Origin of the sequence: Pseudomonas sp. PA-1-6B (genome assembly GCF_021609545.1) — a bacterium.
In the GTDB taxonomy this organism is placed as follows: domain Bacteria; phylum Pseudomonadota; class Gammaproteobacteria; order Pseudomonadales; family Pseudomonadaceae; genus Aquipseudomonas; species Aquipseudomonas fluorescens_BV.
On record NZ_WJZM01000024.1, the window covers coordinates 69,854 to 84,713 of the forward strand.

Here is a 14,860-nt window from a genome sequence, read left to right on the forward strand (position 1 = left end):
GGACATCCCATGATCGGAATCGATAGGAACACCGGGGCAGCCGTCGATGACTGGCTGCAATTTGTGCAGCGCGCCACCCGGGCGCTGACCACGCCTGTGGGCACTCGGCAAAAACGCCCGCTGTACGGATCGCTGATCCCGCAGTTACTCGGCCAGAACCTGGGCGACGACTTGCTGATCCTCGCCCAAAGCCACGCCGCCCAAGCGTTCTACAACATCCATAACGGCATTGGCGACTTTGACCCTCAGGTCATCGTCGCTACCCGCCAGGGCGCCGGCCTGCTGCTTCGGTTTGCCGGCACCTGGAAAAACCGCCAACAATCCTTCGAGGTCGTGACATGAGCATGTTGATCCCCGGCCAGAACCAACTGGCGGAACCGGCCATCATTAAGGTGGATGAGTTCGAACCGTTGCTGGCCGAATTCAAAGCGTTTGTCATCGACTATGTCGCCACCCGCGCGCCGCAAAGCGCAGCCAAACTCCAGGTCAGCCTCGATAACGAGAGCGAACTGCTGACCCTGGCCCTGGAGGCTTTTTGCGTGCGTCTGCAAACCCACGAACGCAAATACAACGCCCGCATCAAGCAGATGCTGGCGTGGTGGGCAACCGGCAGTAACCTGGATGCACGCCTGGCCGATATGGGCCTGGAACGCCAAATGCTCGACCCTGGCGACCCGGCCGCGTTCCCGCCGGTGCCGCCAACCCTGGAAAGCGACGACGACGCTCGCCTGCGTTACTACTTGGCCCCCCACGCGCCGGCAGCGGGATCACGCATGCAGTATCGCCGCGAAGTGTTCACCCTCGGCGAGCGCCCGGCGGTGAAAGTACAGAGCGCGACGCCGGGTGTGGTGACGGTCACCTACACCTTCGACCCGGACGGCTATGCGGCCCAGATCAAGGACGGCAATGCTCGACGCACCGCACCGGGGGAAGTCATGGTCACCGTGCTTTCCAGGGAGGGTGACGGCACGCCATCTGCCGACTTGCTTGACGGTGTACGTCGACATTTCGCACGGCCGGATGTACGGCCCGAAACCGATCTTGTCAGCGTCCAGGGCGCACAGATTCAGCCCTACAAAATTCGCGTGGTGGCCAAGATCAACGCCGGCCCGGACTCGGGCCTGACCCAAGTGGCTGCGCAGAAACTGCTGCAAGATTACGCAGAGTCCTGCCACCGCCTGGAAGGGCGGGTGGACCCCAGCTGGATCGACTACGCCATCCACAGCGCCGGCGCTGCGCAACTGCAAATCCTCGAACCGCTGGCGCCGATTGTCAGCACCGCGTTCCAGGCCCCGCATTGCACGGGCGTCGAGGTGGAGGTGCGCACGCTATGAGTGAACCCAAAGCGAGTTTGCTGCCCGCCAACAGCTCACCGCTGGAAAAGGCGTTGGACCTGGGCTTCGGCACATTGCTTGAGCGCGTCACGCCGCCGTTTCCAGCGCTGATGAATCCACTTCAAACCCCAAGCGAATTCCTCCCTTACCTGGCCGCAGACCGTGGCGTCAGCGAGTGGGATGCCGAGGCCAGCGAGGCGGAGAAACGCCTGACCGTGGCCTTGTCCTGGCAGATCCAGCGCCAGGCCGGCACCCCCAAGGCGCTGAGTCATGCGGTGGAGTCATTGGGCTTCACGCCCAATATCAGCGCTTGGTACCAGCAACGTCCGCTGGGCGTGCCTTACACCTTCGACGTGCAGGCGATCATCGGGCGCAGTTGGTCCAGCGGCGACCACAACCGGCTGATCCGGCGTATCAACGCAGCGAAAAGTGAACGCGATCAGGCGACGATCACCATCGTGCATGAAACCGAAGGCCAGCTCGCGCTCACGAAAGTGCTCGACGCGCCTTTAAGCGACGGCGAGTTCTATCTAAACGGCGCGTTGCCGGACTTGGCGCTGGTTGCCCGGCTAAACAGTGCCGGGGTTGCCCAGCACTACACCATTAACGATTACGACCTCAGGGCGCAGCCATGACAGATGAAATCACGCGCCTGGTGCGCTTCACCTCCAAAGGTTTGGATGAAGTGCTGCAGGCAAAGAACCAGGGCCTCAAAGGCGAAATCACCCACGTTGGCGCCGGCACCGGCCGCTACAACCCCGACGGCACGGAAGTGGCCTTGCGTGACGAGCGCCAACGGGTGGCCATCGTCGATTACGAAGACCTGGGCGAGCGCCAACTCAGGATGGCCGCGCTGTTCGATGGCGACGGTGAGTATGAGATTGGCGAGTTCGGTTTTTACCTCGCCAGTGGCACCTTGCTGGCGGTGTATTCCGTGGCGGGGAAGTTGCTGACGTATAAAGCGGCGGCGGCGCGGGTGCTGCAGAAGTTTACGCTGGATGTTTCGCCGTTGCCGGCGGATAGCGTGATGATTGTAGTTGGGAGTGAAAACCTGAACGTATTGTTGGCTGAAGAAATGGCGATCATGGCGGCGGCTTCGGTTGGCAACATGTCCCGCCACGTTGATTTGATGTTTCGGGTTATGCATCTCGAGGCGAAGTAGTAGCACTGACAAAAGTGCTGGAAAGATTAACTGACAGGGAGTTGATGATGGGACTTGAAACGACTATCACAAAAGTTGTGGATGCATGTAACAAGCTTACGGAGACGGTTACTAACCAAATTGGGAAGATTGATGCGCGGGTAGAGGCGGCTTCAAGTCAGTTTACTGCTTGGCGTAATAGTGTGCAGGCGAAGGATATTAATGGTCGTGCGCTTTATAAACAGGATATAGACCTCACTGGGTTGTCTACCGACGTGTTTTATCCTGTTTGGTGGACTATGCCCGGTAACGAGGCGGGTGAAACAGAGATTACCGTTTCGCGGGTATATTATCGAGACAGTGACAAAGCACCCTTCGGTGAGGGGGTTTATCACATCGCTGGCTTGAACTTGCAACTCGAGGGTGTCGGGTATATATGGAACGGTGACGCTAACTTCCTGGCTATCAAGCGCATCTCCCAGACTTACCGTGAAACGGTAAGAGGTGTTTCGTTTGGCATGGTTTGTACAGCACGTGCCGTTACTGGGCTCAAACCCATGTACTTGGGTTTGGTCGCTGGACAACTAACGAATGCTCCACAGTTTTCTGGGATGTACCTGAGGGGCGGGCTGAGCTATACCATCACCAAAACATTTGATTACCCTGTTAATTACAGTAAGTTAGACACTGAAGTAATTATGAAGGATGACGTTAACGCCGATTGGGAAGTTCGTTGGGCGGTGAAACCTTATTCCTTGGCTCAGGCAGAGGTTGCGCTCGGTAAAACCCTCGAAGAGAAGCGCTTGGCTTATTCCCACGATAACGACATTCGCTATACCGCCAAGGTTTAAGGACTGATCAAATGACTTTGTTTATCGAAAAGTTGGTAACCCCTGCGGGTGACTCGTTGATCAACGTACCCGCCAGCGCGCAGACCCTCAAAGGTCTGGGCTTTAGCGATGAGGCCGCCCAGGCGCTGATCGAGAACGCCACGTCCGCAGCCGCGCTCGCTAGCACTATTGCTGCCCGCCGCTCTGCCTACGTCAGCGAAGCTGACCCGATGTACCTCGAATGGCAATTCGACGGTACGGCTGAAAAGGAAAAAGAATGGCGAGCCAAAGTAGCCGAAATCAAGGCGCGCTTCCCCTTGCCAGAAGATAAGTAAACCCACCGCGAAAGCGGTTTTTTTTCGCCTCCCCAAAGCCGCTCCCCGCAGGGGCTTTTACATTTCCCACCCGGAGATTTCCACCCATGCCCACCCGCCAAACCTACACCGTCCTCATCCCATTCCCCATCGGCAACGGCCATTGGTCCACCGCTGGCGAGGAGCTGGAACTGCTGGACGTCGAAGCATCTGCCCTGCGCACCGCTGGCCGCCTGGAACTGACCAGCGTCCTCAACTCCACCCCCAAGAAGGCTGAATAACCATGGCAGAAGTCCTGAACTTCGAGCACAACGGCATCACTGTGAATGCCACTGAATCCCCCGAGGCCATGGGTGGCCTTGGCGATAACGTCATTGGCCTGGTCGGCACTGCGCCGAATGCCCATGCGTCGATCCCGAAAAACGCGCCGTTTCGCATCAACAGCTTTACCACTCAGGCGTTGCTGGACCCTACCGGCACTGAGTCGGGCACCCTGTTCCAGGCGGTGTACCAGATCCTCAAAGTGGTGAAGGTGCCGGTCTATGTCGTGATCGTCGAAGAGGGCGCCACTCCGGCCGATACGATCAACCATGTGATCGGCGGCAACGACCCGGTCACCGGTCGCAAACTGGGCCTGGCGGCCCTGAGCAGCGTGCCTGAAGACCTGACCATCATCGGCGCTCCAGGCTTTACCGGCACCAAGGCAGTGGCTGGTGAGTTCGCCTCCTTCGGCAAGCGCATCAAGGCCCGTGTGGTGCTGGATGGCAAGGACGCTTCCGTTGCCGATCAAGTGACCTACAGCGGCGAACTGGGCGGGGCCGACTTGGGCTTCGACCGTTGCCTGTTGGTGCACAACATGCCGTCGGTGTACTCCAAGGCCGCGAAGAAGAACGTGTTCCTGTCGCCATCCTCGCTGGCCATCGCCGCATTGGCCAAGGTCAAGCAGTGGGAAAGCCCTGGTAACCAGGTGACCTTCGCCGAGGACGTTTCCCGCGTGGTCGAGTACAACATCCTCGACACCTCCACCGAAGGCGACCTGCTCAACCGCTACGGCGTGAGCTACTACGCTCGCACCATCCTCGGCGGCTTCTCGCTGCTGGGCAACCGCTCCATCACCGGTAAGTTCATCAGCTATGTCGGCCTGGAAGATGCCATCAGCCGCAAGCTGGTCAAGGCTGGCCAGAAAGCCATGGCCAAGAACCTCACCAAGTCCTTCATGGACCAGGAGGTCAAGCGCATCAACGACTGGCTGCAAACCCTGGTGGCCGACGAAACCATCCCCGGCGGCAGCGTGTACCTGCACCCGGAACTGAACAGCGTCGAGAAGTACAAGAACGGCACCTGGTTCATCGTCATCGACTACGGCCGCTACGCGCCGAACGAACACATGGTTTATCAACTCAACGCCCGCGATGAAATCATCGAGCAGTTCCTGGAGGACGTTCTCTAATGTTTACCAACCGAGTCAGACAGGCCATTGCGGCCACCCTTCAAGGCCTGCCGTTGTCCGCAACCGTGGAAGAGTTCACCCCGCCGAAGATCGAGTTCGACATGGAGCCCATGTCCGGCGGGCGCTTTATTGCCGAGGAAATGGCCAAGAGCGGCAAGGTGCTCAACGCCAAGCTGGTGCTGCAAGGTGCCGGCCCGGAAATCATGCTGGCCCTGGGCGTGCGCACGGGCGACGACATCTTGCTGAACGTGCGTGAAGCCGGCCAAGACCAGGACGGCAAAACCTACTTCACCTACCACACCGTGGGCGGCAAGCTCAAATCCCTGGAGGAGGCGAAGCTGAAAATGGGCGACAAGGCCACCACCACGCTGGAGCTGTCCTGCCGTACCTACAACCGTCTGGAAAATGGCATTTCGGTGATCGACATCGATGTGCGCACCCAGAAGTTCGTGCTCAACGGCGTCGACATTCTTGGCGATGCCCGCCGCGCGGTGCTGATGCCTTAAAGAAATCTAAGGCGGGCAAGGTCAATGTGGGAGCCGGGCTTGCCCGCGATGCAGGCGACTCGGTGTGTCTGGAGCACCGAGTGGATGCTATCGCAGGCAAGCCAGCTCCCACAGGGACCGTGCTCAGATTTGGATTTCCGTGCTTTTCAATACCCTCAACAAGGAATTGCCCCATGGCCTGGATGCCACCGTTGCACATCCTGCTGTCCCCGATCACCGCCGACACGGGTGCAATGATCGAGCAGGTTCAACTCAAACCGTTGTTCTACGCCGCGCAAAAAGACGCGCTGGCCCGGGCCGGTGATGACGAGGACGACCAGTTCTTCGAACTGGCGAAACTCGCCACCGGCCTGTCGGAAAAAGAGCTCGACCAACTCAAGCGCCCGGACTACGTAAGCATTGCGCAGTACGTACACGAAATGTCGACGCGCCCGGCCTCGTTCTTCCTGAAGGAGCAGGACGTGACGACCCACGACCAGCCTGTCCACCTGCTATTACCCCTGGAAGCCGCCGGCCGAACCCTGACGGAATTGCCCCTGGAAATGCCCGCCCTGCGCGCTACCAAGGTGATGAAAAAACTCGCCACTAACAAAGAGCGTGCCGAGTTCATCACCGCCCATTGCACCGGCCTGATGATTCCTGATCTTGCCGGCCTGACCGTGCCCGACTGGACCGAGCTGCAGGAGCGCATCGACGATTTTTTAAACAAACCGGCGGCCTTCTTTCGGAACGCGACATCGAAGTGATCCTCGATGTAGTGCCGCTGGTTTACTCGGTAAACGAAGCGGAAATCCTCGATTGGGAAGCCGGCAAAGCATTGCGCCGCTACGACATTGCGATCAGTCGTCTTGGCGTCAAACAGGAGTAGAGCGCAATGGCAGATAGTAATCATGGAGCAGGGTCAGCCATTGCCAAGGACGGCGTGATGACTCAGGGCGCACTTCAGATGACAGGAATGCAGGCCAGTCTCAAACCTATCACCCAAGCGCTGCCGAGCCCGCTTGAGGTGGCACCGGGGAGTGCGGCGAGTTTGGCCCTGGCATTGGCCGATGCCAGCTTGCAGATCAAGCATCTGGCGGACGGGCAGGTACGGTTGGTCGATACGCTGGAGCTGTTCAACGTCTCGTTGCTCAAGGTGATGGACGCCCGGCAAGCTCAAACTGCCGGGAACGCAGAGGGTACGAAGACCGTCGCGGCTACAGACAAGCGCACACCCTCGCAGGCGCTGGACGCCGCGATGACCGATATTGATCAACTGTTGATGTTTGCCCGGCATGAGCGCAAGGCATTGCGTGAAGCCAACCTTGCCATGGCGTCCGAGCCGGTGGTGGCTGCCAGTGGTGCCAGTGCCGTCGACCTCGCGAAGGTCGAGTATGCCGCCGCCCGCTCCGGTATCGGCAGTGATCGTAAGGACGCTTCGGGCAATATCGACCCCGTTGGGCGCCGGGCAGACCTGCAGCAGTTCGCTCGCGACACTGCGATCATGGCGACGGCGTTCAAGATCGACGTCAAAAATGCCGGCGAAATCATGGGCGGCTGGCGCGAGTCAATGCACCTTGATCGCGCACAAGCCTTGGACCTTGCCGACGCAACAAACGTACTGGGCACCCAGGTATCGCTCAAGGCCGAATCGGCGGATATCGGCGCTGTTGTGCAACTTCAGGGCGCTGCCGCGAAGGCTGCGGGCATGAGTCCCGAACAGGCTGCAGCGCTTTCAGCGGCGTTGTTGAGCGCAGGTAACAGCAAGGCTGTTGCTGGTGCCGGGCTGGAAAAAATCAGCGCCGTCCTGGCTAAAGGCGACAACGCCTCTGCAGGGCAACGCAGTGCCTGGGCAGAGCTCAAGCTTGATCCAAAAGTACTCGCGGCGGGCATGAAACAGGACGCCCCACAGGCCGTGCTTACGGTGCTGGAGGTGCTCAAGTCGCAACCCGCTGAAAGGCAGGCGGTGCTGGCGACGCAGTTGTTCGACGGCAACCAGACGATTCTGAGCCTGGTACCGGTGATCGACAGCGTGAAACAGGCCTTTTCGCTGGTCGCAGAAAAATCCACCTACGCCACTTCGACGCTGGGCGACCAAGGTTCGGTGCTGCGTTCGGCCGCGGTTCGTGCGGACTCTACTTACGCACGTCGGCAAGCCTACGAGGCCAGTACCACACGCTTGAGCACCGCCTCTGATACAGCGCTGGCCCCCGTTGTGGATGCCTCGCTGACCGCCATGAACGGCCTGGTCAGTGGCGTGGCTTGGCTCGCGGAAGGCCTGCCCAAGGCTGCCGCTGCCGTCACCCTGGCGGGGGCGGTGCTGATCCCGGTGGTTTCCGGTGTTTTCGGTGCCGTGAAGGACAAGATTTTCGAAAAGGTCGCAGGGAAAGTGCTCGGAGAGGGGCCGGCAGCCGGGAATAAAACCACACCGCCGGACAGCCAGCGCAAAGCCCCGAGTAATGACGGGCACAACGGTAATCGCCCGTCTGCTTCCGGCCCTGGCATCTCTGGCAAAGCGGCGAAGGTGAGCAAGCTGGCCAAAGGGCTCCCCCTGGGTTTGGTGGTGGCCCAGGCCGGTGTCGAGATGACGCAAGGCGCGATCACCGGAAACCTGGGTCAAGCGGTTGGCACTAGCGTGGGCTCTATCGGCGGCGGTGTTGCCGGCGGTGTCGTCGGTGATGTGGCCGGGATGGCGATAGGCCGAGCGGTCGGCACGCTGGCGGGAGCTGTTATCGGTTCGGTCGTTCCGGGTGCCGGCACAGTGTTGGGCGGTGTGATGGGCGGCGTCGCAGGGGGCGCAATCGGTAAGGTAGTCGGTGGTGCCGTGGGCACTTTCGTGGGCAGTGACGTCGGTGCGTGGCTGGCTGAAAAAGTGATGGGGACGGGCGATCGCCTGCCATCCCCCACGGAGGTCAGCAAAAACCTCAACGCCCCTCAAGCCGACAACCGCCAAATCAACTTCGCCCCGCAAATCACCATCACCGCGCCTGAGCAAGCCAGCCATCAACAACTGGCGGCGCTCGTGGTGCAACAGATCGAAGCGCAATTTACCCCGCTGTCGATGGACAACCTGCTGGCGACCCGACGCGGCGCAGCACTCACCGATGGAGCTGTGTGATGCGACAACAGATGGTCTTGGGTACTTTTATTTTCGGGCTGTCCCGTGGGTTCGCCTACAACACGCTTGATCGTGGTAGCAGCGGGGGCTGGGTCAGTCTCGACATCATTGCCGGCAAACCAAAATCCAGCCAGGTCGGCCAGGGGCTCGAAACGCTGGCATTGGGCGGCAAGGCTGCGCGTGCCAATGGCATGGCGCGCCTGGATGAGTTGCGTACCCTGCAGGCCCTGCGGGCGCCGTTGCCTTTGGTGGATGGCTTAGGGCGTAACTGGGGGCTATGGACCATCCAGTCGATCAGTGAAAAACAAGCCAGCGTGATCGACGACGGGACGGCCATGGTGATCAATTGGACGTTGTTACTGGAGGAGTTCGTCAATGCGTAGGGTTCGAAGCATTGCCGGCGACTCGGTGAACCTGTTGCTCTACCGCGAACTGGGGCGCAGTGACGACGCCGCAGAAGAAGCGTTGTGGCGCTTGAACCCGGAGTTGGCCGAACAGGGCGCGGTACTGCCGGCGGGCGTTAGCGTGCTGGTGCCCGAATTGGACGCGCAACCGGTTGCGAGTCGGCCGGTTTCTGCCTGGGATTAAGGAGCCATCATGGCACTCGGATTTACACCTGTAGTGGAGCTATACGGAGCCAATGCCGCGTTATTCAACGAGCGGCTATTGGAGTGGGAGCATACCGACGCAGCGGGGTTTGTATCTGATCAACTGAAGTTGACCCTCGATATCGAGGGGCTTGAAGGGCTGCCCGATCTGGGCGGCAAAATTGGCCTGCGTATTGGCTACCTGGAATCGGGCCTGGTGGATAAGGGCGTGTTCAAGATTACCCAACGCACGCCGTCGATGTTCCCATTGAGGCTGGTGCTGGTGGCCACGTCGGCACCGTTCGACGAGCACGAATTCAAACAGCGCCGCACCGCCAGCCATGGGCCGATAACCCTGGGTGCGCTGTTTCGCCAACTGACTACCCGATACGGTTTTTCACCGCGTGTGGCGCCTGAACTCGACGGTGAGCCGATCGCGCACATCGATCAGACCAATGAAAGCGACATGGCTTTTCTGACGCGCCTGGCCAAGCGCTTCGATGCGGTGGCCAAGCCTGTCGATGAGCTGTATGTACTGGGGCGCAAAGGCCAGATCAAGACGCTGTCGGGCAAGGCATTGCCGGATGTACGGTTGTCGATTACCCATGACAATCGTCCAGGTGACCGCGCGTTCATTAGCGCCAGTTTCACCGAAACCAGCCGTGCCAAATACAACGGCGCGCAAACGTCATGGTGGGACGCGGCAGCCGGAAAACAGCGTGTCGTCAAGGTGGGCATCGCACCCTTCAAAGTGGTGACACAGCGATACCAGAGCGAGGACGAAGCACGCTCGGCGGCGCAGGGAGAGATGCGGCGGGTGGGGCGCGAAGGGTTGCAGATCGATGTGGTCTGCCCGGGTAATCCTTCGTTGGCTGCTGAAGGCCTGTTGCTGCTGGATGAGTCGTGGCCGGGGTTCATGCAAGGGCGCTGGTCGATTAAAACGGTGAAATCCAGGGGCGAGCGAAAAGGTGGCTATCGGAGTACGCTCCAGGCCAGCGGTTTGTCGGTGTAGATCCTTCCTTAGAGTAAAACCCATGGTAATCACACATGCTCAGCTTCTGGGTGTAATGCCTGGAGCCCGCCTTCGCGCGGGCATTTTTTTAACCTTTCTAAATGCGGCCTTTGCGGGGCATCAGATCAATACGGCCCGTCGCGTCGCCGCCTTCCTCGCCCAAATCGGTCACGAGTCTGCCCAGTTACAATACGTGCGCGAATTGGGTAGCGATCAATACCTGAGCAAGTACGACTCCGGCAGCTTGGCCGCGCGGCTGGGCAACACCCCTGAGGCGGACGGTGATGGGCAAATGTATCGGGGCAGGGGGCTGATCCAGATCACCGGGCGCCGTAATTACATGGCGTGCAGCCAAGCTCTGTTTGGTGACGATCGTCTGCTGCGACAACCAAAATTGCTGGAGCAGCCACAGTGGGCCTGCGAATCTGCCGCCTGGTTCTGGCAAAGCAACGGCCTCAATGAGCTCGCCGACGAAGACCAGTTCACCACCATCACTCGCCGTATCAATGGTGGGCTCAACGGTCTGGACGATCGTTTGCGGTTGTGGGTGCGAGCGAAGGCGGTGCTATGCGTTTCCTAGGTGCGTTTCGCTTGGTCGGTGTGTGCCTGCTCATGGCGCTTGTTTGGCAGGTGCAGGCGTGGCGATACGGGGCGCAGCTGGAGCTGCAATCGGTCCGACATACACAGGCGCTCAGCCAACAAAGCCAGGCAATTCGTCAGCAACAACAGGCTGAACAGGCCAAGCGCCTGGCCCTTGAACAGCAACTCTCTACTAACGATCACCAACACATTCAGGAATTGAACGATGCCCTGCGTAATCAAGCGGCTCTGCGCGATCGCCTGGCCACTGCTGATGTGCGGCTGTCAGTCCTTCTCGCCACCGTCACCACTGGCTGCACAGTGCCTGCCGCCCCCAGCCCCGGCGGCGTGGTTCATGCAACCTCGCGAGCCCGACTTGACCCGGCGCATGCTCAGCGAATTATCCGCATCACCGACGACGGCGATAACGCCCTGATCGCCCTGCGTGCTTGCCAGGCCTACGTGCAGGCCGTCGCGCATTAGCGTCTTGATGCACTCTGTACCTTGCATGGTCGATGGGCTCCTGTAGGGTAGGCAAACCCCCGCCCATTCCTGGAGACGACCGTGAAGGAAATCACTCAACTGGCTGCCGAACTGGGTCGCCGTTTGCAGGTGCTCAGTGCCCACGTCACCACTGCCGAGTCCTGTACCGGCGGCGGCATCGCCGAAGCCATCACGCGGATCCCGGGCAGTTCGGCCTGGTTCGAGGCGGGCTATGTCACTTATTCCAACCGACAGAAGACCCGGCAGTTGAATGTACCGGAAAAACTGTTCGCCAAAGTCGGGGCTGTCAGCCAGGAAGTGGTGGAGGCGATGGCCCGCGGCGCGCAGGAAAAAAGCCTGGCGCGGTTTGCCGTGGCGGTCAGCGGTGTTGCCGGCCCCGATGGCGGTTCGCCGGACAAGCCGGTGGGCACCGTTTGGCTGGCTTTTGCCGTGGGCGAAGAGGTGACGGCTGAGCTTGCATACTTCCCCGGCAACCGCGACGAGGTCCGCCGACAAACGGTAAAAGCCGCGTTGGAGGGCTTGTTGCGACGAGCTGCAGCAGAAATAGACAATCAGGGGTAGGCGATCTTGGATCTTTGTGGAACAATACTGTCTACTTATACAGGTGTTGGCCGTCAGGCCTTATTGATTACGTGAGGACTTTAATGGACGACAACAAGAAGAAAGCCTTGGCTGCGGCCCTGGGTCAGATCGAACGTCAATTCGGCAAGGGTGCCGTAATGCGTATGGGCGATCACGACCGTCAGGCGATCCCGGCTATTTCCACTGGCTCTCTGGGTCTGGACATCGCGCTCGGCATTGGCGGCCTGCCAAAAGGCCGTATCGTTGAAATCTACGGTCCTGAATCTTCCGGTAAAACCACCCTGACCCTGTCGGTGATTGCTCAGGCGCAGAAAATGGGCGCCACCTGTGCGTTCGTCGACGCCGAGCACGCCCTGGATCCTGAATACGCCGGCAAGCTGGGCGTCAACGTTGATGACCTGCTGGTTTCCCAGCCGGACACCGGCGAGCAAGCCCTGGAAATCACCGACATGTTGGTGCGCTCCAACGCCATCGACGTGATCGTGGTCGACTCCGTGGCAGCCCTGGTGCCCAAGGCTGAAATCGAAGGCGAAATGGGCGACATGCACGTGGGCCTGCAAGCCCGCCTGATGTCCCAGGCGCTGCGTAAAATTACCGGTAACATCAAGAACGCCAACTGCCTGGTGATCTTCATCAACCAGATCCGTATGAAGATCGGCGTGATGTTCGGCAGCCCGGAAACCACCACCGGTGGTAACGCGCTGAAGTTCTACGCTTCGGTCCGTCTGGATATCCGCCGTACTGGCGCGGTGAAGGAAGGTGACGAGGTTGTTGGTAGCGAAACCCGCGTCAAGGTCGTGAAGAACAAAGTTGCCCCGCCATTCCGTCAGGCTGAGTTCCAGATTCTCTACGGTAAGGGTATCTACCTGAACGGCGAGATGATCGACCTGGGCGTACTGCACGGTTTCGTCGAGAAGTCCGGTGCCTGGTATGCCTACAACGGCAGCAAGATCGGTCAGGGCAAGGCCAACTCGGCCAAGTTCCTGGCGGATAACCCGGATATCGCTGCCACGCTTGAGAAGCAGATCCGCGACAAGCTGTTGACCGCAGCGCCGGACGTGAAGGCGGCTGCCAACCGCGAGCCGGTAGATGAAATGGAAGAAGCCGATACTGACGTCTGAAGCAAGCGATGACTGTTGTACTGGATACACTCGTCGCCGTTCGGCGCACTGCGATGGACCTGCTCGCTCGCCGCGAGCATGGTCGAGTCGAGCTGACACGTAAGTTGCGTCAGCGCGGCGCAGAGCCTGAGATGATCGAAACAGCCCTCGACCGGTTGACGGAAGAAGGGCTGTTGTCGGAAGCCCGTTACCTCGAAAGCTTTGTGTCTTACCGCGCACGCTCCGGTTATGGACCTGCGCGGATTCGCGAAGAGTTGAGCCAGCGTGGACTGCAACGTGCCGATATTGACCTTGCGCTACGTGAGTGCGGTATCAGTTGGCAGTCGCAGTTGGAGGAAACCTGGCGTCGCAAGTTTGCTGGGCATCTTCCTATTGATGCCAAGGAGCGTGCGAAGCAAGGTCGCTTCTTGAGTTATCGCGGGTTTTCGATGGACATGATCAGCCGCTTATTGAGCGGTCGGGATATGGACGACTGAGCAAAAAACAAAAGGCCCACTATGAAAATAGTGGGCCTTTTTTTTTGCCTGCAAAAAATCACGCTGTTTCTGGTGTCATCCGTTGCTGTGCCTTGCCCTGGGCCTGTGCCCAGTTCTCCGGCAGGTTGATGTAATCCACCAACTCCCGCAAGCGCCCCTGATCGCGACCGTTGAAATTGAACACCAAACGCGTCAAATGGCTGAACCTCGGTTCGTCATGGTCTTCGCCCGTATAGGCGAGTTGCTGGAACTCGCCACTGAGCCGCAGGCTGGCAAACGCTTGCTGCATATGGGCCAGGGCGCGGTCACTCAGGGGATGATTCATGCGCACCACAAACTCACGCTTAAGCCAGCGAGTGGAGTGGAAGTTGGCGTAGAACTGGTTGATTTCGTCCACCGCCTCTTCGGCGCTGTAGACCAGGCGGACCAGTTTGAGGTCGGTGGGCAGGATATAGCGATTGGCTTCCAGCTGGCTGCGGATGAAATCCAGGGCGCCTTGCCAGAATCCACCGCCCGGCGCATCCAGTAGCACTACCGGCACCAGCGGGCTCTTGCCGGTCTGGATCAGGGTCAGCACTTCCAATGCCTCGTCGAGGGTACCGAAGCCGCCAGGGCACAACACCAGCGCGTCGGCTTCTTTGACGAAGAACAGCTTACGGGTAAAGAAGAAGTGGAATGACAGCAGGTTGTCGGTGCCATCAATGGTTGGGTTGGCATGCTGTTCAAAGGGGAGGGTGATATTGAACCCCAGGCTGTGCTCCAGGCCCGCGCCTTCGTGGGCTGCGGCCATGATGCCGCCACCGCCACCGGTGATGACCATCAGGTCGGAACGTGCCAACGCGGCACCCACCTCTCGGGCCAGCGCATACAGCGGGCTTTCCAATGGCGTACGCGCCGACCCGAATACCGTGACTTTGCGCCGGCCCTTGAATTGTTCGAGCACCCGAAAGGCATGGTCCAGTTCACGGATGGCACGCAGGGTGATCTTGGCGTTCCAGCGATCACGGTCGTCCTGGGCCATGCGCAGGACGGTGAGGATCATGTCTCGATAAAGAGGGATATTCGGGCTGTTGGGGGCGATCAACTGAATTTGTGCGTCGACCTGCTGAGTGAGGTCGGTCCCGTTTTCTTCAAAATGACGAAGCAGCAAATCATTCGATTCATAAGGCATTCAATTTCTCCTTCTTTACAGGGCCTGGGTAGTCGACGAGAACGTCGCCTGGGCCACGACACTGCTTGTGTCGCGGCATGCCGCAGGAGGGCAGGCCTTTTTTGTCCTGAAAATATGACAGAACAGCATTAAAAACTGGGGTGGGCGGGCATATGG

At 59.6% G+C, this 14,860-nt stretch carries 21 protein-coding genes; 20 read left to right on the forward strand and 1 reads right to left on the reverse strand.

What is annotated here, in order from left to right; translation table 11 throughout:
• The first annotated feature begins 9 nt into the window (after nucleotides 1-9).
• From GIV35_RS13610 to recX, 20 genes are all read left to right on the forward strand, one after another.
• A complete protein-coding gene (locus GIV35_RS13610; protein WP_223022997.1) occupies nucleotides 10-342 on the forward strand; it encodes a phage baseplate protein in 333 nt (110 codons plus the stop codon).
• Nucleotides 339-1,334: a baseplate J/gp47 family protein gene (locus GIV35_RS13615; RefSeq protein ID WP_034126478.1), complete on the forward strand. Its 996-nt coding sequence runs from the start codon at nucleotides 339-341 to the stop codon at nucleotides 1,332-1,334. The genes GIV35_RS13610 and GIV35_RS13615 overlap by 4 nt, the downstream gene beginning before the upstream one ends.
• Nucleotides 1,331-1,969, forward strand: coding sequence for a phage tail protein I (locus GIV35_RS13620; protein WP_236264407.1), 639 nt, complete (start codon nucleotides 1,331-1,333; stop codon nucleotides 1,967-1,969). Before GIV35_RS13615 ends, GIV35_RS13620 begins: the two co-directional genes overlap by 4 nt.
• Complete coding sequence (locus GIV35_RS13625; RefSeq protein WP_223022995.1) at nucleotides 1,966-2,496, forward strand: phage tail protein; 531 nt, start codon at nucleotides 1,966-1,968, stop codon at nucleotides 2,494-2,496. The genes GIV35_RS13620 and GIV35_RS13625 overlap by 4 nt, the downstream gene beginning before the upstream one ends.
• A 47-nt stretch (nucleotides 2,497-2,543) precedes the next feature.
• Complete coding sequence (locus tag GIV35_RS13630; RefSeq protein ID WP_223022994.1) at nucleotides 2,544-3,326, forward strand: phage tail protein; 783 nt, start codon at nucleotides 2,544-2,546, stop codon at nucleotides 3,324-3,326.
• A gap of 11 nt (nucleotides 3,327-3,337) precedes the next feature.
• The gene (locus GIV35_RS13635) at nucleotides 3,338-3,640 is read left to right on the forward strand and encodes a hypothetical protein (protein ID WP_205548495.1); all 303 of its coding nucleotides are present in this window, start codon (nucleotides 3,338-3,340) and stop codon (nucleotides 3,638-3,640) included.
• 86 nt (nucleotides 3,641-3,726) lie between these two features.
• Nucleotides 3,727-3,900 carry a hypothetical protein gene (locus GIV35_RS13640; protein ID WP_003189022.1) on the forward strand — a complete coding sequence of 58 codons (174 nt, stop codon included), beginning with the start codon at nucleotides 3,727-3,729 and terminating at the stop codon, nucleotides 3,898-3,900.
• A gap of 2 nt (nucleotides 3,901-3,902) precedes the next feature.
• Nucleotides 3,903-5,069, forward strand: a complete 1,167-nt coding sequence (locus tag GIV35_RS13645) for a phage tail protein (protein WP_198714756.1) — start codon at nucleotides 3,903-3,905, stop codon at nucleotides 5,067-5,069.
• Nucleotides 5,069-5,575 carry a phage major tail tube protein gene (locus GIV35_RS13650; protein ID WP_054897092.1) on the forward strand — a complete coding sequence of 169 codons (507 nt, stop codon included), beginning with the start codon at nucleotides 5,069-5,071 and terminating at the stop codon, nucleotides 5,573-5,575. Before GIV35_RS13645 ends, GIV35_RS13650 begins: the two co-directional genes overlap by 1 nt.
• A gap of 173 nt (nucleotides 5,576-5,748) precedes the next feature.
• Nucleotides 5,749-6,321, forward strand: coding sequence for a phage tail assembly protein (locus tag GIV35_RS13655; protein ID WP_223022993.1), 573 nt, complete (start codon nucleotides 5,749-5,751; stop codon nucleotides 6,319-6,321).
• Entirely contained in the window at nucleotides 6,318-6,443 is a 126-nt protein-coding gene (locus GIV35_RS27270; protein ID WP_014717169.1) for a hypothetical protein, read from the forward strand. The genes GIV35_RS13655 and GIV35_RS27270 overlap by 4 nt, the downstream gene beginning before the upstream one ends.
• 6 nt (nucleotides 6,444-6,449) lie before the next feature.
• The gene (locus tag GIV35_RS13660; RefSeq protein ID WP_236264408.1) at nucleotides 6,450-8,672 is read left to right on the forward strand and encodes a phage tail tape measure protein; all 2,223 of its coding nucleotides are present in this window, start codon (nucleotides 6,450-6,452) and stop codon (nucleotides 8,670-8,672) included.
• Complete coding sequence (locus GIV35_RS13665; RefSeq protein WP_223022991.1) at nucleotides 8,672-9,055, forward strand: phage tail protein; 384 nt, start codon at nucleotides 8,672-8,674, stop codon at nucleotides 9,053-9,055. The genes GIV35_RS13660 and GIV35_RS13665 overlap by 1 nt, the downstream gene beginning before the upstream one ends.
• Complete coding sequence (locus tag GIV35_RS13670) at nucleotides 9,048-9,260, forward strand: tail protein X (protein WP_014717172.1); 213 nt, start codon at nucleotides 9,048-9,050, stop codon at nucleotides 9,258-9,260. Before GIV35_RS13665 ends, GIV35_RS13670 begins: the two co-directional genes overlap by 8 nt.
• Before the next feature lie 9 nt (nucleotides 9,261-9,269).
• Nucleotides 9,270-10,271, forward strand: coding sequence for a contractile injection system protein, VgrG/Pvc8 family (locus GIV35_RS13675; RefSeq protein ID WP_236264409.1), 1,002 nt, complete (start codon nucleotides 9,270-9,272; stop codon nucleotides 10,269-10,271).
• 22 nt (nucleotides 10,272-10,293) lie between these two features.
• Complete coding sequence (locus tag GIV35_RS13680) at nucleotides 10,294-10,851, forward strand: glycoside hydrolase family 19 protein (protein WP_223022989.1); 558 nt, start codon at nucleotides 10,294-10,296, stop codon at nucleotides 10,849-10,851.
• Nucleotides 10,839-11,333 (forward strand): lysis system i-spanin subunit Rz, encoded by a 495-nt coding sequence (locus tag GIV35_RS13685; RefSeq protein WP_223022988.1) that lies wholly within the window; start codon nucleotides 10,839-10,841, stop codon nucleotides 11,331-11,333. Before GIV35_RS13680 ends, GIV35_RS13685 begins: the two co-directional genes overlap by 13 nt.
• 81 nt (nucleotides 11,334-11,414) lie before the next feature.
• Nucleotides 11,415-11,915 carry a CinA family protein gene (locus GIV35_RS13690; protein ID WP_223022987.1) on the forward strand — a complete coding sequence of 167 codons (501 nt, stop codon included), beginning with the start codon at nucleotides 11,415-11,417 and terminating at the stop codon, nucleotides 11,913-11,915.
• Between the two features lie 83 nt (nucleotides 11,916-11,998).
• On the forward strand, nucleotides 11,999-13,057 hold the full coding sequence (recA, locus tag GIV35_RS13695; protein ID WP_014717176.1) for a recombinase RecA: 1,059 nt from the start codon (nucleotides 11,999-12,001) through the stop codon (nucleotides 13,055-13,057).
• 8 nt (nucleotides 13,058-13,065) lie between these two features.
• Entirely contained in the window at nucleotides 13,066-13,533 is a 468-nt protein-coding gene (gene recX, locus GIV35_RS13700; protein WP_034126489.1) for a recombination regulator RecX, read from the forward strand.
• A gap of 58 nt (nucleotides 13,534-13,591) precedes the next feature.
• Here recX and GIV35_RS13705 read toward each other — a convergent pair whose 3' ends face one another.
• Nucleotides 13,592-14,704 carry a TIGR00730 family Rossman fold protein gene (locus GIV35_RS13705; RefSeq protein ID WP_105225978.1) on the reverse strand — a complete coding sequence of 371 codons (1,113 nt, stop codon included), beginning with the start codon at nucleotides 14,702-14,704 and terminating at the stop codon, nucleotides 13,592-13,594.
• Nucleotides 14,705-14,860 lie beyond the last annotated feature (156 nt).